Origin of the sequence: uncultured Anaerotruncus sp. (assembly GCF_902490045.1) — a bacterium.
In the GTDB taxonomy this organism is placed as follows: domain Bacteria; phylum Bacillota; class Clostridia; order Oscillospirales; family Ruminococcaceae; genus Anaerotruncus.
The window spans coordinates 1-20,622 of record NZ_CABUCJ010000014.1 but is presented as its reverse complement, the minus strand read 5'-3'; the positions used below and the strand labels follow the sequence as shown (position 1 = coordinate 20,622).

19 protein-coding genes are annotated in these 20,622 nt (G+C 57.9%); 10 read left to right on the top strand and 9 right to left on the bottom strand.

The window, feature by feature from the left end; translation table 11 throughout:
* Positions 1-244: 244 nt before the first annotated feature.
* Together RDM88_RS02950 and RDM88_RS02945 are read left to right on the top strand one after the other, a co-directional pair.
* Complete coding sequence (locus RDM88_RS02950) at positions 245-808, top strand: AAA family ATPase (protein ID WP_308753064.1); 564 nt, start codon at positions 245-247, stop codon at positions 806-808.
* Between the two features lie 58 nt (positions 809-866).
* Positions 867-2,042: a hypothetical protein gene (locus RDM88_RS02945; protein ID WP_308753062.1), complete on the top strand. Its 1,176-nt coding sequence runs from the start codon at positions 867-869 to the stop codon at positions 2,040-2,042.
* A gap of 71 nt (positions 2,043-2,113) precedes the next feature.
* On the opposite strand, the gene RDM88_RS02940 is transcribed toward RDM88_RS02945, so the two are convergent.
* The 4 genes from RDM88_RS02940 to rlmD form a co-directional block, all read right to left on the bottom strand.
* Positions 2,114-4,690: a M56 family metallopeptidase gene (locus RDM88_RS02940; protein WP_308753060.1), complete on the bottom strand. Its 2,577-nt coding sequence runs from the start codon at positions 4,688-4,690 to the stop codon at positions 2,114-2,116.
* The gene (locus RDM88_RS02935) at positions 4,687-5,058 is read right to left on the bottom strand and encodes a BlaI/MecI/CopY family transcriptional regulator (protein WP_308753058.1); all 372 of its coding nucleotides are present in this window, start codon (positions 5,056-5,058) and stop codon (positions 4,687-4,689) included. Before RDM88_RS02935 ends, RDM88_RS02940 begins: the two co-directional genes overlap by 4 nt.
* 133 nt (positions 5,059-5,191) lie before the next feature.
* Positions 5,192-5,440, bottom strand: coding sequence for a DUF6061 family protein (locus tag RDM88_RS02930; RefSeq protein ID WP_308753056.1), 249 nt, complete (start codon positions 5,438-5,440; stop codon positions 5,192-5,194).
* A gap of 24 nt (positions 5,441-5,464) precedes the next feature.
* A complete protein-coding gene (gene rlmD, locus RDM88_RS02925) occupies positions 5,465-7,096 on the bottom strand; it encodes a 23S rRNA (uracil(1939)-C(5))-methyltransferase RlmD (RefSeq protein ID WP_308753054.1) in 1,632 nt (543 codons plus the stop codon).
* Between the two features lie 232 nt (positions 7,097-7,328).
* Here rlmD and RDM88_RS02920 point away from each other — a divergent pair, with 232 nt between their 5' ends.
* Genes RDM88_RS02920 through RDM88_RS02905 form a run of 4 tightly spaced genes read left to right on the top strand, consistent with a single transcriptional unit; the run spans position 7,329 to position 11,841 of the window.
* On the top strand, positions 7,329-8,270 hold the full coding sequence (locus tag RDM88_RS02920; protein ID WP_374045401.1) for an ABC transporter ATP-binding protein: 942 nt from the start codon (positions 7,329-7,331) through the stop codon (positions 8,268-8,270).
* Complete coding sequence (locus tag RDM88_RS02915) at positions 8,267-9,919, top strand: hypothetical protein (protein WP_308753052.1); 1,653 nt, start codon at positions 8,267-8,269, stop codon at positions 9,917-9,919. Before RDM88_RS02920 ends, RDM88_RS02915 begins: the two co-directional genes overlap by 4 nt.
* Positions 9,906-11,315, top strand: coding sequence for an ABC transporter permease (locus tag RDM88_RS02910; protein WP_308753050.1), 1,410 nt, complete (start codon positions 9,906-9,908; stop codon positions 11,313-11,315). The genes RDM88_RS02915 and RDM88_RS02910 overlap by 14 nt, the downstream gene beginning before the upstream one ends.
* Entirely contained in the window at positions 11,308-11,841 is a 534-nt protein-coding gene (locus RDM88_RS02905; RefSeq protein WP_308753048.1) for a hypothetical protein, read from the top strand. The genes RDM88_RS02910 and RDM88_RS02905 overlap by 8 nt, the downstream gene beginning before the upstream one ends.
* Positions 11,842-12,179: 338 nt before the next feature.
* Here RDM88_RS02905 and RDM88_RS02900 read toward each other — a convergent pair whose 3' ends face one another.
* The 4 genes from RDM88_RS02900 to RDM88_RS02885 form a co-directional block, all read right to left on the bottom strand.
* Positions 12,180-12,389, bottom strand: a complete 210-nt coding sequence (locus RDM88_RS02900) for a ribbon-helix-helix domain-containing protein (RefSeq protein ID WP_308753046.1) — start codon at positions 12,387-12,389, stop codon at positions 12,180-12,182.
* A gap of 561 nt (positions 12,390-12,950) precedes the next feature.
* On the bottom strand, positions 12,951-14,435 hold the full coding sequence (pap, locus tag RDM88_RS02895; RefSeq protein WP_308753044.1) for a polyphosphate:AMP phosphotransferase: 1,485 nt from the start codon (positions 14,433-14,435) through the stop codon (positions 12,951-12,953).
* Positions 14,436-14,616: 181 nt separating this feature from the next.
* Positions 14,617-15,111, bottom strand: coding sequence for a 4'-phosphopantetheinyl transferase superfamily protein (locus RDM88_RS02890; protein WP_308753042.1), 495 nt, complete (start codon positions 15,109-15,111; stop codon positions 14,617-14,619).
* Positions 15,111-15,932 carry a putative RNA methyltransferase gene (locus RDM88_RS02885; protein ID WP_308753040.1) on the bottom strand — a complete coding sequence of 274 codons (822 nt, stop codon included), beginning with the start codon at positions 15,930-15,932 and terminating at the stop codon, positions 15,111-15,113. Before RDM88_RS02885 ends, RDM88_RS02890 begins: the two co-directional genes overlap by 1 nt.
* A 132-nt stretch (positions 15,933-16,064) precedes the next feature.
* Between RDM88_RS02885 and RDM88_RS02880 the strand changes: the two genes are divergently transcribed.
* The 3 genes from RDM88_RS02880 (at position 16,065) to RDM88_RS02870 (ending at position 18,532) form a co-directional block, all read left to right on the top strand.
* A complete protein-coding gene (locus tag RDM88_RS02880; protein WP_308753038.1) occupies positions 16,065-16,889 on the top strand; it encodes an HAD family hydrolase in 825 nt (274 codons plus the stop codon).
* A gap of 110 nt (positions 16,890-16,999) precedes the next feature.
* Complete coding sequence (locus RDM88_RS02875; protein ID WP_308753036.1) at positions 17,000-17,842, top strand: YitT family protein; 843 nt, start codon at positions 17,000-17,002, stop codon at positions 17,840-17,842.
* Positions 17,843-17,872: 30 nt separating this feature from the next.
* Entirely contained in the window at positions 17,873-18,532 is a 660-nt protein-coding gene (locus tag RDM88_RS02870; RefSeq protein ID WP_308753034.1) for a hypothetical protein, read from the top strand.
* 62 nt (positions 18,533-18,594) lie between these two features.
* On the opposite strand, the gene RDM88_RS02865 is transcribed toward RDM88_RS02870, so the two are convergent.
* The gene (locus RDM88_RS02865) at positions 18,595-19,431 is read right to left on the bottom strand and encodes a class B sortase (RefSeq protein ID WP_308753032.1); all 837 of its coding nucleotides are present in this window, start codon (positions 19,429-19,431) and stop codon (positions 18,595-18,597) included.
* 137 nt (positions 19,432-19,568) lie between these two features.
* On the opposite strand from RDM88_RS02865, the gene RDM88_RS02860 reads away from it, so the two are divergent.
* Positions 19,569-20,622, top strand: a 1,054-nt coding sequence (locus RDM88_RS02860) for an oligosaccharide flippase family protein (protein WP_308753030.1), incomplete at its 3' end; no start/stop codon positions are given.

Genomic DNA, 20,622 nt, shown 5'->3' with positions numbered 1-20,622 from the left:
ATCATGGAGGAGCATTTGCAAAATAAAACTGCTTGTGTAAGCAGCCTAAAGATGATATTCTTTTCATAGGCAGTTGTTGGGACTAAGCCCGTGTTTGAAGTTTGTTATTGGTGGTGCTTTAACAATACTATCTTGGGACAATCCTGTCACTGCCTTTTTTAGAAAAAGTAAAAAGCTGCGCCATAGCCTTGGCAGGCCATCGCGCAGCGATTTTGTTCACTTTGAATTTGAAAGGATGAAATAAATGGAGAACGGAAGAATCATTGTAATTACTGGCGCACCAGGAACGGGAAAAACCTCAACATCCGCTATTATTGCAAAAGAATCCAGTATGGAAAAGTCTGTGCATATGCACACAGATGATTTTTATCATTATCTAAGCAAAGGGGTAATCCCACCATATTTACCGGAATCTAACGAGCAAAATCTGATTGTGATTGAGGCTTTTTTAGAAGCCGCAAAGCGTTATGCCCGTGGCGGATATGATGTTATTGTAGATGGTATTATCGGTCCGTGGTTTTTAGCGCCATGGTTGAATATTGTACACGAAGGATATGAAGTGCATTATATTATTTTGAAGGCTGATAAGAATGAAACTTTGAAGCGGGCAATTGAACGCTCAAAATTAGATAGAAAAACTAATATTGAATTAGTAGAGACTATGTGGGATCAATTTGATGATTTGGGAGCATATGAGAAATATACTTTAGACACAACGCTACTTTCAGTTGAAGATACTGTTTTTGCTATTAAAGAGAAAGTTGCAAATAATGCGACCTTACTTCTTGAATCATTCGAAAACCAGTAATACAACTTTCAGTTTTCTGGAGATCGATAAACATTATTAGACCGAAAGGAGGTGCGCTATGCTGAATGATTTTTCATGGAATATGACCGGATACATACCGAAACACCAAGTCAATCCGCACGGCGATGGCATCATCCCCTATGTGGCAGAGCGCATCTTCCAACTGGAACCGGAACCACCCGTGGTGGGTAATTTGAACGATTATATTCTGTCTGCCCTTCAAGAAAAGGACTTGATGTATTTCTCGTTCTTCCTTCACCACTATGAACCGCAGCTCAATAAGCGTATCAAAGGCTTTCTCGGTGTGGATGGCGGCGATCTGTACGACACAGACCGTTTTCTGGATATAAAGCTATCCTGCCGGGAACAAATGCTCCAGAAGCTGATGGACTACGATCCCGCCAAGGGTGCGGAGTATGCCACCTACATTTTTCCGTTCATCCGGGATGCTATGCTCCGTTTCCGTATGGGCGAAGAAAAGTGGTCGGTGTCATCTCTGAGCAATTACAAAATGGTGCGTTCAATGGCATGGCTGTACCACAACACCAAGAATGCGGTTAGCGAGTTTTCCAAGAAGTACAACTGTGATCTGGCCCTTGCGGAAGAATATCTGAAAGTTGTCCGTGGCATCCGCAATCAGCAGCCGTTCTATGTAACAGACGAGGACGGTGAGGAAACGGGCGAGGATGTTGCCCTTGACGATACCTGGAACTATGCCGACATTCTCTGGAACGGCATACAGGCTGAAAAGGTGCAGCGGGCATTTGAAAAACTGAACTACCGTGAACAGACCTTACTTGAAAAGCGCCTTGCAATCTGCATGACCTGCGGGCGTGTCGGCTCATGGAAAGGCCGCCCCACCTTTGAAGAACTGGCAGTCATGTTTGAGGGCAGCACAGCCAGCGGTGCAGAACGAGCCTATCGAAAAGCGGTGGACAAGCTGACAAAGCTTCTGGTTGCCGAGGGCGCAATCCATGCTGTTCGATTGAAACAGAAATCCAAAATTAAGCGCAAAAAGAAAATCGCCGCCGCAATCTACGAATACCAAGCAGACTGCGACGGCGAATGGGGCGAGATTTCACTTGATTTTGAAAATGGTACAGCAGAGATTATCCGGCTTGCCGATTGGGATACGATGAAAACAAACCGTTTTGCAAATAAAGCGATAGCTTATCTTCTGAACTGTGAAAATGAGAAACTGCCAAAGGAAACAATGGTGGCATTTGAACCATAAAAAGAAAAACCGCTACAACATCCATCCCACTTTGGAATGAGAATTGCAGCGGTTTATTTGCTGGGAACTAATTATTCGATATTTGTGATTTCCCAATCATCATTTACCAGATGGGTAAATCCTTGGTTTTCATCTTCATTGGGAATTGATGCAGTCCAGATGATTTCTCCGTTTTCACCAAGGGCAGTTATTGTTAGTCCACGCAGATCAGTGTAACCATCGAGATTTTCGAGCCAGATGCGTTCGCCTTTCTTGAACAGGGAACCATCAGCGTTTTCACACCCACCACTTGAGTTAGGCATTATAAGCTCGATGCTCTTAACACCTTCTGCACCGATGGTCAGATAAAACTTTGAAGGTTCATTCTCTGTAGATGGAAACAGAATTGCCTGGCGTGCTTCTTCGGTAGCGAAGATCCACCACTTGCCATTCATAAAGAGTTCAATGGTTCCCTCGGTTGCCCCGTATTGATAACCATATCCTGTACCAAAATTGGACTGATCGTCAACGGTGGGCTGTTTACTTCCATCAACTTGGGATGTAATCTCACCATCCATCACGCCGCATCTTGCTTCTATTGTGCTTTCGTGACCGGTATCGAGATACAATGTTCCATTCACCATAACCATAGGGATTAAGTCCCATGTTTCGGCTTCCCTTATAAGCTTGATTCCATAAACATCTGCAATTTGTGCAGGATAGGATTCAAGGATTTCACCGGAATATTCAATTTCGATTACATTTCCGATTTCAGGTTCTGGTGATGGATGAGCATTGCTAATAGGTACCACAATTCGGTCTGCACTACTCAATTCCCAACTACCTTCAACGGGCTTCACAAGATAATGACCATCATGAATTTCCAGAATTTTAGCCTGGAACACCTGATGGGCTTCGTTGGAAAAACCTTCTATCTGAATACTATTATTCTTGAAAACCAGTCGGCCTGTTTCTACCAGTTCATCGGTATTATACTTTGTTTTATCTACATAGAGGTATCCATCAGCTTCATGAAATCTGAGGGTAAAATCGAAATTTCCTCGATCAGACAGCTCATAGCTTGCTCCGTTTGCATAGTCATAAATGATGACACGGTTATCAATCATGCCAGATCCCCAACTGATTGTAGAACACAACTCAGGCAAACCGTCGCCGGTGAGGTCGCAGAAATAGGCGTTCCAGATGGGCATTCCGGTATACAACGAAGTGATTTCGTTACCTGTAACAGCCATCATTTCTCCATAAGTCCAACGGAAAGTCACATCCGGGAACTCCGGAATATTGGCTTCCATTTGTCTGTCCCATTGCATTTCGGACGGAGTGTCAAGATAATCAAACCACTGTTCCACTGTGCCTTTATGGGTAAAACTAAAATCAAGCATTAACTCTCTTGCGGTTTCTGGATTGGTGATAGGATAGCTGAAAGAAGGTTTCACACCATTATCAACCCATATCTCGGAAAAATCAAAAGAAAAATGCAGATGCAAGTTATCATTTATAGTAATGGTAAAACTGTGATCACGATTGTGATCTCTGCTTTGAGAGATCGAATTGCGGCCCACCCTGATTTTGCCCATCGTTGCAATAAAACGGTTGCTGTCTCCATCGTTGCAGGAAACAGACTCGCTGTTATATCGGACAGTCATTGAGCGGACATCGCTCAATGCAGCGCTCATGTCAACTTCATCAATCGTCCATTTGGTAAGCGCTGTGCCTGCCGGATTTGTCAGGAAGCAGACCGCAACGACCGCACAGGTGATGACTGCCAAAATGATGACCCAGAACGCAGGCTTCTTATAGTTCATCACAGACTTCACACGCTCCTTTACACCTACCTCGCCAAAGGCAAGAGGACAAGCGGCGATCATACGACGGTTTACGCTGCAGACAACGAGCGCTTGAGCATAATCGGCTCTCAGTTCGTTGTCGAGTTCCTTGATAACCTTTTCGTCACAGGCCAGCTCAATATCTCTGCACAGCAGCACATAGGCAAGCCACATCAGCGGATTAAACCAATGGATTGTCAGCAGGAGGAAACCCAGAGGTTTCCACCAGTGGTCTCTGCGTCGAATATGCGCCTGCTCATGGGCAACAACATGGCTCAGATCCTGCCCATCCATGTGGTAGGGCAAATAAATCTTCGGCTTCATGATACCCAGCACAAAGGGCGATGCGACATTCTCACTTTGATAGATGTTGTCCCGGAGGATGACCGCTTCGCTGACCTTACGCTGCAGACGCCAATAGCTGACTGCGGTATACAGGAGAAGTGCGGCAACACCGATCGCCCAGACGATACTCAAAATCGGAATCCAGATTTGAAGCGGATTTGCGCTGGAGCCCGGAGCAGGGGCAAGTGAACTGCCGATCACTGGGTTGATAACGTTGTTGATGGCCGGAACTCCCGTCTGGACAGAAGGCACAGTATCCATCATGATACCCGGATTTATAGTTTCAGCGCTGGGGATCAGACTCAAAGCGCTCTTGATGGAAAATGGGAAAGCCAGCCGCACTGCTACGATGCCCCAGAGCAGGACATTGACCCACTTGGGTGCTTTCTTCAGGACGAACCGGAGCAACAACACTGTCAGGACAAGCCAGCTTGCCGATATGCTCATGTTTACAATGTTCAGAAACAGATCGCTCATGATTTGCCTCCTTTCCTGATGCGGTCGATCATGCGCTGCACCTCCTCAAGCTCATCCTCGGACATATCCTGATGCTTCGTAAAAGCAGCGATAAAGGCAGGCAGAGAACCCTCGAATTTCTTCTCGACCAGTTCGTCGATCTCACACGCCTGGGCTTCATCCTTGGAAACGAGAGAAGTAACAGTGCCATTGTCGTTCTGCAGCACACCACGCTCTCCAAGACGCTTGATAACGGTATAAGTCGTAGTCCTTTTCCATCCGAGTTGATCCTGGCACAGCTTTACAAGCTCGACAGCAGTAACCGGCTCATGCTCCCACATAATCAAACAAAAACGATATTCACTTTCGTGAATCTTCGGAAAACCCATATTTACGCCCTCCTTGTCTACACCATTAGACTTCACATATAGTCTACCACATTAGACAGCCAAAATCAATAGAGTTCACAGAAAAGATACAAAAAAATTGCCCGCAGAATTTCTCCCACGGGCAAAGTGTTGGTTAGCTATCAAGCGGTTTGTATTCAGTTACAGTTTTCAAATAGGTTTCGGGATCACCGTTCAATATCAAGTTAGCATATCCAATCGGGTCATTGTAGATCAGATAGTCCAGCTCTGACCGCTGATACATATTGTCGGCAATCTCGTTCTCCACGGCGATCGTGTCAATGGAAATCATACTGCCATCAACAAATTTCAGTTCCACACAGGCAGTGTCCATATTAAACTCACAAGAAATCAATCTATCCATAAGAAACCTCCATTCTACGGGATGTTAGATCATCCCGAAATATTTGAATGCTTCTCGGATTGCTTTCTCTTTTTCCGGCGGACACTGGGGTTGCCTGGAATCTTCGGATTTCGGCAGATTATAGTTTTTGCCTACCTCAATCCCACATTTCCGTTTAATCTGTGAGATATAGAGGTTGGACACCTTTAACCCGGTATGCTCCAAGACATACTCCTTAATCTGCGGATAGGTTGCCCCATCCTGAAATTCGGACATATCCATATCCTCCAAAGAGAACTCAACCCGAATATTCTTCGAGTCGATCTCGCCCTTGGAAAGCAAGACAACCGTCTCGACATGCGCGGTGCGCGGGAACATGTCCACCGGCCGGCAGCGGGCCGTCCCGTACCCGAGGCGGGCAAACACGGCGCAGTCACGGGCCATCGTGGCACTGTTGCAGGAGACCATGACGATCCGCCCCGGGGCCATCCGCGCGACCGATTCGAGCACCGCCTCCTCGCAGCCCCTGCGCGGCGGGTCGAGGATGACCACGTCCGGGCGGGTCCCCTCCCGCGCGAGGCGCGCGGCGGCCTCCGCCGCGTCGGCGCAGAAGAAGCGCGCGTTGGAAATGCCCGCGCGGCGCGCGTTGGCGAGGGCGTTTTCCACCGCCTGCGGCACGACCTCGACGCCAATCACCTCTTTGCAACGGCCCGCCAGCGAAAGCCCGATCGTCCCCGCGCCGCAGTAGAGATCGATCACCGTCTCCTCCCCCGTGAGCGCGGCGTAATCGGCGGCCACGCCGTAGAGCCGTTCGGCGCCGGAGCTGTTCACCTGGTAAAAGGACTGCGGGGAGAGGTCGAACGCCACCCCGCAGAGCACATCGCTGATCTGTTCCTTCCCATAGAGGACGCGGTTCTCCCGCCCGAGGATGACGTTGGTCGGGCGGTCGTTGACGTTGAGGACGATCGAAACGATCCGCGGGTCGCAGGCGCGCAGGCGCTCGACCAGCTCCCGTTCGCGCGGAAGGCGGTCCCCGTTGACAACAAGGCAGACCATCGTTTCTCCCGAGCGCTGCCCGGCGCGCAGGTAGACATGCCGCAGGAGCCCGCCGCCCGTAACCTCGTCATAGACGGGGACGCCGCAGTCCCGCAGGTAGCCGAGCACAGTCTCCAGAATCCGCGAAAAGCCGGACGGCTGGAGGCGACAGTCATGGCAGTCGATCACCTCATGGGTACGCGGGGCGAAAAAGCCCGCCGCGAGCTTCCCCTTCTGCATCCGGACGGGATACTGCGCCTTGTTGCGGTAGCCCTCGGTCCGGGGGGACGGCAGGATCGGTTCCACTTCCAGTTCGATCCCGCCGATGCGGCGCAGATTCTGCTGGACGAACGCCTGCTTGTAGCGCAGCTCCGCCTCATAGGAGACGTGCCGGAAGACGCACCCGCCACACCTGCGGCTCACCGGGCAGTCGGAGGGAACGCGGTCGGGCGACGGGGTCAAAATCCGCTCGATCTTCCCGAAGCAGTGGGTCTTATTGACCTTGACCAGCCGCACCAGCAGCCGGTCCCCCACCGCCGAGGCGGGCACGAAGACCGCCATGCCGTCCAAATGCCCGACGCCGCTGCCCTCGTGGGTCATATCGGTGACGTCGAGCGTCACCAGGTCGTTCTTCCGCGGCATCCGCCCACCCCTTTGCATTTCAGACAATCTATGCTATACTCATCCTGTATTTTCCGTCGAATCTGCCGGTTCTCCGGATATTGTATCATAGATTCGGGACGGGTACAACCGGATTCTCCCGCGCCGATTGTGTCGCTCCGGTGAAGCCGCGTTGACGGCAGTGTGAATTTGGTGCAGTAATTCGCGGGAAATGCCGCACCTATTGATCGGTATGCCGGAAGGGGGTGGCACTTTGGAAAACGCCGCGCAGGCCAAAAACGGCCCCAAGCCCATGATCAGCGTGCGCCATCTGCGCAAGGTCTACCGCATCGGCGATGAAAAAGTCGTCGCCCTCGCGGACATCAATCTTGAAATTTTAAAGGGGCAGGTCGTCTGCATCGTCGGGACCTCCGGTTCCGGAAAATCCACCCTGCTCAATCAGCTCGCGGGGCTTGAAAAGCCCACCCGCGGCTCGGTATATATTGGAAAGACCAACATCTCCCGCCTGTCGGAAAACCAGCTTGCGATCTTCCGGCAGCGGTTTTTGGGCTTTGTCTTCCAGTCCTACAACCTCCTCCCCACCATGACGGCGCTCGAAAACGTCTCCCTGCCGATGATCTTCAAGGGCATCTCCAAATCGAAGCGGAACAAGGCGTCGATGGCGATGCTTGCCGCGGTGGGGCTCAAAAAACGCGCCCACCACAGGCCCACCCAGATGTCGGGCGGCCAGCAGCAGCGCGTGGGCATCGCGCGCGCGTTCGTCTCGCGGCCGAAGGTGGTTTTCGCAGACGAGCCGACCGGCAACCTCGACACCCGGACGACCATCGACGTTATGCGCATGATGGTGCGGTTCGCGCGCCGGTACCAGCAGACGCTCATCATCGTCACCCACGACCCCGAGATCGCCGACTACGCCGACCGGGTCGTCACCCTGATCGACGGCGCGATCACCTCGGACGTCACCCACACGCCGGTCTATGACGGAACCGCCGACGCGGATTCCCTGCCGCCCGAATCGGTGCTGCCTGAGGAGCCCAGTCTCCCGGAAGGGCCCATCCCGGCCGTGGAGGAGGAGCTCCCCCTGCCGCCCGACGACGAGCCGCTGATCCTCCCGGACGACGGGGACGCGCCCGCCGCTTTGCCGCCCGCCCCGGCGGCGGACCCCCAAGAAGAAAAAGGAGAACTGCCGATATGAACCATCTTTCCAGCCGCGTGATCTCCCTTGTGCTTGCCGTGATCTTCCTGTTTTCAGCGGCGGGCGTCTCCTTTGCCACGCTCTTTTGGGGCACGACCGTCTACGCCGACGAGGGCGATACCGCCGGCACCTCCACGCAGGTGGAATCCCAGGTTCCGAAGGAGGATCCCGATGTGGTGCTCTCCTCCTCCCGGGCGGGCAGCCGCATGCTCGCCGCCGCAAAAGAGCCCAAGTCCGAGGAAGGAGCCGACCCCGGCGACAAGAATGACAACACGGAGACCGCGCCAAACGAGTACAGTATCCAGGGTGTGGAGTTCCAGTCCGGTACCGGTCGTATAAAGGAACTGTCCGGTGGGCAGACCGCGGAAAAAATGATCATCACCATCGTCGACACCAGGTTCAGCTACAAGGACTACAAAGACCTGCCCGGCGGCGAAGGCGACAGCGATGAAGAACGTAACAAAAACTTTTTCGCCAGTCTCAATTCAGAAAACTTTAAATCAAGTTCCGACCCATCTTTCCAATTTAAGGAAGGCAGAAACGACTCGATCTATTACACAATTACATATACAGGCGTCCGGTACTCCGGCGAGAGCAAGACGCTGCGCCTGTCCGTCTCCTACCCGCCCGAATGGGGCATCGGCATGACCGATTTCAGCAAGGAACTCAACGAGCTCAAGGTCAACTCCGCCTCGAGCGGGCGGGACCACGACGATGACGACGATGATGACGACGACTCCTCCAGCCGACCGGACATCGCGCCGCCCACCCCGACGCTGATCGTGTCGGAATTCGATTACGGCGGCGAGAGCGTGGCCGCGGCGAGCGACTTCGCCCTCAAGCTGCGCTTCACCAACACGAGCAAAAAGCTCCCGATCGACAACATCGTCATCAAGATCACGGTGCCCGAGGCGTTCACCCTCAAGGGCTCCTCCAATACCATCTACCTTGAAAAGATGTCGCGCGAATCGTCGGTCGAGCGCACGATCTCGCTGTCGGTCAAGCCGGGCGCGGAACCGATTTCCCACGCGATCAAGCTCGATTTTACCTATGAGGCGGTCATCGACGAGGCGCGCAAGCAGCTCACCTCCGCGCAGGAGATCAGCATCCCCGTCACCCAGCTCGACCGCTTCACCCTCAATCCCATCGAGGTCCCCTCCGAGCTCTATGTCGGGGACGACACGAGCATCGAGGTCTCCTTCGTCAACAAGGGGAAATCCCCCATCTATAACGTCTCCGCCGAGATCGCCGGCAACATCGCCCAGCCCGGCCAGCGCCAGTTCATCGGCAACATCGAGGCCGGCAAGGAGGACTCCGCCGATTTCCAGCTCGGCGCGCTGGAGGGCGGCGAGGTCAAGGGCGAAATCATCATCACCTATGAGGACGCGAATATGCACGTCACCGAGCTGCGCGAGCCGTTCACGACGACCGCGATCGCCTTTACGCCCTCCTTCGACGACGGCATGGACGCGATGAACCCGATGGACGAGGTCCCCGAGGAGACGCCCTGGTACCAGACGATCCCCGTCTGGGGCTGGATGGTCGGCGGCGTGGTGCTCATGATCTTCGTGGCCTTCCTGATCAGGCTCATGCTCGTGCGGCGCAAGGAGGACGAGGCCTTCCTGGAGGACGACGATGAAGATATCTGACATGATTTCCATGTGCTTTGGAAATCTCTTCCGTCGAAAGATGCGCTCCATCCTCACCGTGGTCGGCGTGGTGGTCGGCACCTGCGCGATCGTCGTCATGATCTCCCTCGGCCTCGGCATGAACCTCCAGCTCGAAAACACCCTCGCCCAGATGGGCAGCCGCCTCACCACGATCAGCGTCTACAACTACCGCTACAGCGGGATGGGCGATGGCGACTCCGCCGTCATGGACGACAAGGCCGTCGAGCGGATGCAGAACCTTCCCGGCGTCGAGGTCGCCACCCCCATCTATTCCCCCGGCCTCCAGGCGCGCGTCTACGCGGGCAAGGATGACCGCTACCAGATGGAACTGTGGGACATCACCGGCATGTACGCAGAAGCCATGCCCAAAATGGGATACACGCTACTCGAGGGGGAATATCCCAAAGGGCCGCAGACTGAAAAGAAAAAGCCGATCTATGTGGTGGTCGGCGAATATACCGGCTATAACTTCCAGGACAACAAGAAAAAGTTCGACAACTACCGCTGGCCCGAAAGGGACGAGAACGGCGAGCTCAAGCAAAAGCCGTTCGTCGACATCATGAACGACGAGCTCATCCTGCGCAGCAACAAGCAGGACGAGGACGACCCCGACAGCACGCAGTTCTCCCGCGAGATCAAGCCGGTCGGGCGGGTCAAGGAGGACTACGACAAGGGCTGGGAGACCTCGCAGGGCATCATCATGGACATCGAGGACATCAAGTGGCTCGAGGCGGAATACAACCGCGTCAACAAGATCAAAACCAGCTCCCGCAACGACAAGGGCTACAACAACGTCACCGTCAAGGTCGCAACAATGGAGGACGTCGAGCCGGTGCAGGAGGCCATCAAGGCGATGGGCTTCGAGACGAACTCGGCCGAGGACGTGCGCAAGCCGATGCAGGAGCAGGCCCGCCAGCAGCAGATGTTCCTGGGCGGACTGGGCGGCATCTCGCTGCTCGTCGCGGCCATCGGCATCACCAACACGATGATCATGTCGATCTATGAGCGCACCCGCGAAATCGGCGTCATGAAGGTGCTCGGCTGCAAGGTCAAAAACATCCGCTCCGTCTTCCTGATGGAGGCGGGGGTCATCGGCTTTGCCGGCGGCATCATCGGGGTCATCCTCAGCTATTTTATCTCCTTTTTGATGAATTACTTCAACTTCTCCTTCAGCGGTAACAACAGCGGCATATCGATGCGCTATATGGGTTACTATGGGGGCGGCGAACAGGCCGCCGCGCAGGTCTCCCTCATCCCGCCGTGGCTCGTCGTGGCGGCGATTCTCTTCGCCACGCTCATCGGCCTCGTCTCCGGCATCCTGCCCGCCAACCGCGCGATGAAAATTTCCGCCCTCGAGGCGATCAAGCATGAGTAGCCGGAAAAAGCGCCTCCTGTTCCCGCTTCTCCTGTTCCTGCTGGCCGCGGCGGTCCTGTTGACCGCCCGGACGCAGGCGGAGAAACAGAAGTATATTGACGCGCGCCCGGATACGGCCTTCATGGCCTCCCTGCGCGCGGAAAGCCCCAACCACAGCCTTGACCTCGACGAGCTGGTCGCCTCTCCCCTGCCCGCCGAGGGAGACGCGGGCCCCATCCTCTACAACGCGACCTTTTATCCCGACGCGCGCACCGTCGTCTGTACGATCAGCGTCCCCAAGGGGAACGAGACGGCGCCCTTCCTCGTCCGGTACGACCGTCGGCCGATTCCCGGCCGGTACGATCCCGGCGAGGACCGCTACGGCGTGCGCAGGCTCTATTTTGAGGACGTCTCCGTCCCCCGGTTCGGCTGGCTCGACCTTGTGGACGCCGCTTCGCTGGAGGGGATGGAGTATAATCCCTACGCCGATCCTCCGCCCGGCCGGGTGCGGTTCCTGCTCGACGAGGAGTATGCCTTTCCCCGGTAGATTTGCCGCTCGGGGAGCTGCGGGCCTCTTCTTAGGTTTTCCGCCCGGCGGGAGGAGGGCTTGCCGGTAGTCGACCGGCGGCGATCTTCTTGGATTTGCCGCCCAGTGGGCGGAGGGCTTGCCGGGTCCCGCCCCGGCAGGCGGGTCCATTTCTTGCACGCCCAAGAAATGGACGAAAGAAGGGCGCTCAAGGGGGGCTCACTTGAAGAAGACTGGGCGCAAAGCTCGCCCCCCTTGAGAATCCCCCCTCCGCTCACGTCCAGCCAACCGCAAGAAGAAGACCTGTGCCGACAAATCAATCGTCAAAAAATGCGGGCCGTTTTGCGGCCCGCATTTTTTTATTCTTTTAATACCCGATAAGGAGCAACCCACTCATAAGGGATTTTTTTCTTGATCAGAAAGTCTTCCACTGCCTCATCTATAATTTTTGACATCGGCACCAACGACTCGTCGCTATAGCCCTTGATCGCCTTATACAGGCCTTTATCAACGGTTGTCGATAGCCTATCCCTGTTTTTGAGATCCCCGCTGACTTTGATCGTCGCCATTACTATCAAAACCTTACATGTTTAATAAGGTTATTATATCGCATAAACTTATTGACATCCTCGTTTATTATGCTGTATAATGTTGTTACGCTTCATAAGTTTGTTTGCTTTGGCTGGCCCATATTGCCTCGTTACCGTTTCCCTTGGTAACACACCGGCAGTCACTCCCTTCTATAACGGCCGCCTTTGCAAAAAGGGCGCGCAGCTACCGCTGCGCGCCCTTTTTATTTGTGATTGGGAGCGTAAGGCGAGCCCCCACTCCCGTATATCCTTACCAGCGGGTACGACGGCACCTGCCTTCTACCCGGGGCAGGCTGGACGTGAGCGGAGGGGGGATTCTCAAGGGGGGCGAGCTTTGCGCCCAGTCTTCTTCAAGTGAGCCCCCCTTGAGCGCCCTTCTTTCCCCTATTTCTTGGGCGAACAAGAAATAGGGCCGCCCGCCGGGGCGGGACCCGGCAATCCCCGCCGCAGGCGGCACATCTAAAGCGCCCCGGAGGGGTGCGAAGAAAGCCCTCCGACCACTTGGCGGAAAACCAAAGGCTTGTCGCGCCGAGCGGCAAATCAAAGCCTCTCTTCAATCGCTGCAATGACCGCCTTGAGCGTCCGGATGCGGGCATATCGCTTATCGTTCGACTCGACGACGATCCACGGCGCATAGGCGGTGTTGGTGCGCAGGAGCATCTCGTCGACCGCCTGCTCGTAGTCGTCCCACTTGTCGCGGTTGCGCCAGTCCTCGTCGGTGATTTTGTACTGCTTTTCAGGGGTGTTCTGGCGGTCGGTGAAACGGGCGAGCTGCTCGTCCTTGTCGATGTGCAGCCAGAACTTGAGGATGATCGCGCCCCACTCGGCAAGCCCCCGCTCAAAGCGGTTGATCTCGTCATAGGCGCGGCCCCACTCCTCGTCGGTGCAGAACCCCTCGATGTGCTCGACCATGACGCGGCCGTACCAGGTGCGGTCGAAGATCGCCACATGCCCGTCCTTGGGCAGCGCGTTCCAGAACCGCCAGAGGTGCGGATGGTTCTTTTCCAGGGTGGTCGGCGCGGCGATCGGGATGACCTCGTAGCCGCGCGCGTCGAGCGCCGCGGCCACCCGCTTGATGTTGCCGCCCTTGCCCGCCGCGTCCCAGCCCTCATAGGCGAGGATCATCGGGATGCGGCGGCGGTAGAGCTCATTGTGCAGCTCGGAAAGCCGCTTCTGGCAGTCCTTGAGCTGCTTGCGGTATTCCGCTTCCTCGATCGTGACATTCAGGTCGATCTCCCGCAGGCGCGGCGCGGGCAGCGTCTTGATGTCGTCCGACACGCGGATGCCGGTGAACGGCTTTTCAAAGCCGTTCTCCCTGCGCTCGATCGCCTGCTCCATCGCGCCGATCACCGTCGTAAAGACCTTCCAGGTCGCATAGCGGCGGTCGGTCGACGCCACCACTGTCCAGGGCGCGTTGTGCCGGTCGGTGCGGGAGATCATCTCGTCGAAAATCTCCAGGTATTCGCCGTACCGCCGGTTGTGGTCCCAGTCGGCCTTTGTCACGCGCCAGCGGGTCGACTTCTGATCGTCCAGCACCTTGAGCCGCTTTTTCTGCTCCTTTTTGGAGATGTGGAAGAAGAATTTCACCAGCACGTATCCGTCGTCGGTGATCTGCTGCTCAAAGTCCACGATCTCGTCGAACCGGTGGTTGAGATCGCGGCGGGTCAGGCGCTCCTCGTCCCGCGCCACCGAAACAGCGCGGTACCAGCTCCGGTCAAAGATCGCCGTGTCCCCGTAGGTCGGCAGCGCCTGCCAGAAGGGCCGCATCCAGGGGTACCGCCGCTCGTCCGCCGTCGGCGCGAGGATGCTGTGCACCGAAAAACCGCGCGGGTCGAGATTGGTGATCAGGCGGGAGATCTTGTCCCCCTTGCCGGAGGCGCCCCACCCCTCAAAGACAAGCACCATCGGAATCTTCAGCGCGCGGATGCGCTGCTGAAGCACGCCGAGCTTCTGTTTCAGGCCGTCGGACACCGCGTCCCACTCTTCTTTTTCCATCCGAACATCCAAATCCAGATTTTCCAGCATCGTACATTCCTCGCTTTTCGTTTCGAGCTTCCTCCCTATTGTGCCCGGCGCGGAGGCATTTTGCCGCCGGGCACGCGGCCGGAGGGTCGTTACTCTTGATTATACAATATTTTTCCACTTTCTTCAACCGAAATCGTGCAGAATTACAAAACAGCCCGCCAAATGGCGGGCTGTTTTCCAGTCAGAGCGCGGTTTCAACCAGGGTAAAGGCGGCGGGCTCGCCGCAGAAGGAGACGACGTACTCCCCGACGCGCCGGGTGGCGAGATCCTCCCGCCCCGCCGTCTCGACCTCCCGCAGCGGCAGGGTGATTCCCCGGCCGTCCCGCTTGAGAAGCGCCTCCTTGCGGGTCCACACCGCGATGACCTCCTCCGGGCAGTCCGCGAGGAAGCACTCCGCGTCGGTAAAAAACCGCGCGGGAAACCAGTCGTGCAGGAGGCGGGAGGCGGGCTCCACGTCCACGCCGGCGGGGCGTTCCGAAAGGGCGGCGGCCACCGCACCGCGCGTGTGGGAGATGCTGATGTGAATTCCCGGGAAATCCGGCAGGAAGGGCTTCCCGCGCGCGTCCTTTTCAACGCGCGGGGGCTCGGGCAGGCCGAGTCCCCGCGCGAGCAGCGCGCGGGCCGCCGCCGAGAGATCCCGCGCGCCTGTGCGCGCGAACCAGACGGCGTTTTCCATCACGCGTCCCCCTTCCCGTAGGCGACCACCCAGAAATCCGCCTCGGTCGTGAGGGTTTCCAGCGCCGCGAGCCGCGCCGCGCCCTCCGCCGGGGTCTTGTAATAATAGGGGGTCATCGAAAAAAGGCTCTCGATGAGGGCGTTCCCCTCCAGCGTAAAGGAATAGCTCACGCGGCGGCGGCCCGTGATGCGGAATCCCTCCAGCTCGAAGGACTTGTCCGCGTTTTCATAGGGCGCGTCGTAGAGGACGCGCTTGAGCCCCCACAGGTGCCGGGCCGCCGGATAGACGGCGACAAAATACCCGCCCGGGGCGAGCACGCGGGCAAATTCCGGCGGACAGAGGGGGGAAAAGACGTTATAGACGAGGTCTGCGCTCCCATCCGCGAGGGGCAGCGCAAAGAGGCTCGCGACCGCGAAGCGGCCCCCGCGGCAGCGGCGGGCCGCGTGGCGGACGGCGGGCTTCGAGAGGTCGACGCCGAAGAGGACGGGGGTCCTCCCCGCCCCTTCCAGCGCGTCAAAAAGGCGGGCGGCGTAATAGCCCTCCCCGCAGCCCGCGTCGAGAACGCGGGGCGCGTTCCCGCAGAGGCTGAGGACGGTTTCGTTGAGCGCGTCGGAGAGCGGGGCGTAGCTGCCGCTGTCGAGGAAGCGGGTACGCCCCGCGACCATCTCCGCGTTGTCCCCCGGGTTGGGGCTGCTCTTTTTGTTGGCGAGCAGGAGGTTGACATAGCCCTGCGCGGCGATGTCGAAGGAGTGCCCCTCCGGGCACCGGCAGGCGCGCTCCCCCCACGCGAGAATCCCGCCGCATACCGGACAACTGTACAAATCCGCGTCCCTCCCGGTCAAGCTGTTTTATTCATTGTACCAGCCTTGCGCCGCCCCGTCAATTTCCGGTTGTGTCCGGCTCCTCTTGCGTGTATAATGGTAGCTGGAATCGAACTGGAAGGGAAGAACCGCATGAAGATCAAACTCCTCGCCCTGGATATGGACGGCACGACGCTTTGCAGCGACCACGTGACCGTCTCCCCCGCAAACCGCGCGGCCATCGAGGCTGCCAGCGCGCGCGGCGTGTTCGTCGTGACCGCCACCGGCCGGATGCGCCACCGCCTGCCCGAGGCCATCGAGCAGACGCCGGGGCTTCATTACGCCGTCACCTGCAACGGCGCCTCCGTCTTCGACCTGCGCGAAGAGGCGCTTCTCTACGCCAACCCCATCCCGGAGGACACGGCGCTGCGCGTCTTCGACACGCTCGCGCCCTTTCCCGTTTTCATCGAAATCTACAGCGGCGGCTTCGACTACGTCGAGCGCGTCCGTATCCCCTATATCGAAGCCTCCGGCTTTTCCGAGAGCCGGATGAAAAACCTCCTGCGCGGTCGCCGCACCATCGAGGACCAGCGGGAATACCTGCTGCATCCCGCCGCGCCGGTCGAGAAGTTCAACGTCCCCTACCTGCCGCCCGAGCACGAGGAGGCGGTGTGGGCGGCGATGCGCCGAGTGGAGGGGGTCGCCCTCACCTCGTCGGTCGCGCAGAACATCGAGGTGAACGCCGCGGGCACGGACAAGGGGGACGGCCTGCGGTTCCTCTGCGAATACCTGGGCGTCGCGCCCGGGGAGGTCATGGCCATCGGCGACAGCCGCAACGACCTGGAGATGCTCACCTTCGCCGGGCTGGCCGCCGCCCCCGCCAACGCCACCGACGAAATCAAGGCGGCCGCTGACTGGGTCGGCCCCTCCAACGACGATGACTGCGTCGCCCGGGCGATCGAACGGTTCTTGCTCTGAGCTTACGCCCGCAAAAGGGCGGCGGGGAGCCTGAAAAGACGTAACGGCGCCGTCGGCGCGCCGGGTAAAGAGAGGCAGGCGCGGCGTCCGGCCGCGGCGGGAGGAAGCTTATGGCACCAAAAATCAAGAAATTCCTGCTGATCACCGTCAGCACCCTGATCATTGTCGCGGGCACCTATTTCTTCAAATTTCCCAACAACTTCTCCTTCGGCGGCGTGACCGGCATCGCGGTCGTGCTCGCGCGGGTCATGCCCTTTTCCGCCGCGTCGATCAACTTTGTCATCAGCATGGCCCTGCTCGCCGTCGGCTTCTGCTTCCTCGGCAAGGGGTTCGGCCTCATGACCGCCTACTCGAGCGTGCTTCTGTCGGTCGGGCTGTCTCTGCTCCAGCGGTTCTTCCCCCTGTCCGCCCCGCTCACCGACCAGCCCCTGCTCGAGCTCTGCTATGCGATCGCGCTGCCCGCCTTCGGGTCGGCCATCCTCTTCAACATCGGCGCGTCGAGCGGCGGCACCGACATCGTCGCCATGATCCTCAAAAAGCACACGAGCACCGACATCGGCGCCGCCCTCTTCTTTACCGACCTGGCCGTGGCGCTCTCCGCCTGCTTCGTCTTCGACATCAAGACCGGCCTTTTCTCCTTCGTCGGCCTCATGGTCAAATCGCTCGTCATCGACAACGTCATCGAGTCGATCAACCTGTGCAAATACTTTAACATCATCTGCGACAATCCCGAGCCCATCTGCCATTTCATCGTGCATGTGCTGGGACGCAGCGCAACCGTCTGCGAGGCGCAGGGCGCCTTCACCCACGGCAAAAAGGCGATCGTCTTTACCGCGCTCAAGCGTCCCCAGGCCATGGCGCTGCGCCAGTTCGTCCGCGCCACCGAGCCCAACGCCTTCATCCTGATCTCCAACACGTCGGAGATCATCGGCAAGGGCTTCCTCAACAGCTGACCCATTACACCCGACAAGGAGTGTCCGTCCATGAAACCAGCCTACCCGGCGCGTGAATTCGTCCTGCGGGTCCTCTATTTCTGCCTCGGCACCGCCGTATGCGCGCTCGGCTGCTCGGCGTTCGTCCTGTCCGGCATCGGGACCGACCCGTTCAGCATGCTCATGCAGGGGGTGGCGCGCACCGCCCACATCTCCAACGGCACCGCCCACATTGCCATCAATTTCACCCTGCTGGTCCTCTACCTGTTCATCGACCGCAAATATATCCGCGCGGGCACCTTCGCCGCCCTCTTCATCACCGGGCCGATGATCGACGCCGCGAGCCGCCTGCTCCACGGCGTCATCCACGAGGGCCTGCCCCTTCCGGTGCGCGTCGTCATCGTGCTGGCGAGCTGCGTCCTGATCTCCATGGGCCTCTCCGCCGTCATCAGCGCGAGCATCGGGGTGGGCGCGAACGATTCGCTCGCGATCATCCTGAGCGACAAGCTGCACCTCCAGTTCCGGTGGGTGCGCATCGCGGTCGACCTCGCCTTCGTCGTCACCGGGTTTCTGCTCGGCGGCGTCATCGGGATCGGCACCCTCCTCACCGCCCTGCTCACCGGCCCGATCACCCAGTTTTTTATCCCCCGCACCGCGCGGCTGCTCTATTCCATCCTGCGCCGCCTGGCGCCGCAGGCCGAATCCGTGTAAAAACAAAACCCAAAGCCGCCTCCCGGATGTCATCCGGGAGGCGGCTTTTCTGTACGCGCCCGCTACCGCGCGAAGGCGGGGAGCTTGGGATTTTCATTTTTGACGAGGTTCGCCGTCTCGTGGTAGCTCTCCCCCTCCCGGACAAGCCGCCCCATCACGACGAAGCGCTGGTCGGGATTCTGGGTATAGGTGCCGTATTTGTAGCTGCAGGTTGAAAGGGAGATGATCCGGTCCTCCGGCGTCACCTCGACGTCGTAGGTGTATTCCGACCGCGCCTTCACGTCGCTGATGAGGGCGTTGAAGCGTTCGTCGCTGTATTCGGCCAGGTGGTAGGGCACGGGCGAGGTCTCCGCTTCGCAGTAGAAAACCGCGAAGATTTCAAAGACATGGGCCGCGCCCTCGGTGGTCAGGTAGACATAGGGGGTCCTTTTGGCGAGCTCGATGTCCTCGAGCTTCAAAAGCTGCGCGAATTTCACCCCCTCGGGGTCGTCCTTCACCCCCATCGGGCTGCCGAGGTTGTGGCCGTAAATGATCGTGTTCTGCGCCAGATCCGCGCCGTCGTCGAACATCACGCTCTCATAGTCCATATAGTAGCAGCCCTCGTAGGCGTAGTTTTTTTTGACGTCGCGCCGCAGATAGAACTCATTGTTGGTCGTCTGCACGACCGCCTCGTTGATCGTGGTGTTGGGCAGGGTGAGCCAGCCGACCACGTCGGAATTCTGCCTGACCGCGTCCGAAAGCTCGGCGGAGACGTTGGGAAGCGTCGGGCGGTAATTCCCCGACTGGTCATATTCGCCGTCCTGGGTCGTGCCCTGACCGCCGGACTTCTTACAGCCCGCGCAGGAGACGAGCAGCGCGGCCGCAAGCAGCAGGGCGGTCCATCGCATGGTGTTTTTCATGGGAACGCTCCTTTTCTCGCAGTTGATACCGCTAGTTTGCGCAAAAAAAGGACGTTCTAAAAAGGGAATAATTGGGTTGGGCTTTTTGCCGCGGATTTTTCATATACCTTATTATCAAACAAGTCCGTGGTGAAGCTATGAAAAAAATACAGCGTTTTTTCCTCAACGCCATGATCATGACCGCGACGTCGCTGCTCATGAACGCCGTGGGCGTCTGGTTCAACCTCTATATCTCTGGCAGGATCGGCGCGGAGGGGATGGGCGTCTTCCAGCTCATCATGTCGGTCTACTCCTTCACCGTCACCTTCGCGGCGTCGGGCATCAACCTCGCGGCGACGCGGCTCGTCGCGGAGGAGGCCGCCAGCCCCGGCGGCAACGTCAAAGGCGCGATGCGCCGCTGCTTCGGCTATGCGCTGCTCTTCGGCGGCGCGGCGTCCCTCTTCCTCTTTTTTGCCGCGCCCTTCATCGGGGAGACCTGCCTCGGCAGCGTCCAGACCATCCGCCCGCTCAAGACCATGGCGCTCTCGATGCCCTTCATCGCGATGTCCTGCGCGCTGAACGGGTATTTCACCGCCGTCGGGCGGGTGGCCAAATCCGCCGCCTCGCAGATTTTCGAGCAGTTTTTGAAGATCAGCCTCTCGATTATCGGACTCACCTTCCTGATGCCGCCCGGCCTCGAATACGCCTGCCTCGCCATCACCTGCTCGGGCGTGATTGCCGAGGGGCTCTCCTTCGTGAGTTCGCTGGCCCTCTACCTCGGCGACAGCCGGGGCTTCCGCCGGAAGGACGCGCCCAAAAACCGCCTGACCGGGCGGCTGTTCGGCATCGCCCTGCCCATGGCGATGAGCTCCTATCTGCGCTCGGGACTCGCCACCGTCAAAAACCTGCTCGTTCCCGTGCGGCTCCAGGCAGGCGGGCTGGCGGCGGGCGCCTCCTTTGCCGTTTTCGGCGCGGTGCACGGCGTTGCCCTGCCCGTCATCCTCTTCCCCGCCGCCTTCCTCAACTCCTTTTCCAGCCTCATCGTCCCCGAGATCGCCCAGCGGCACAGCCGCGGGCAGAGCATCTCCCACCTCATCCAGCGGATGTTCGCCCTCAACCTGTGCTGTTCGATCGGGGTGTGCGGCGTGCTCTTCGCCTTCTCCCATGAGATCGGCGCGGCGGTGTCGCAGAACCCCGACGTGGGCGTCTACA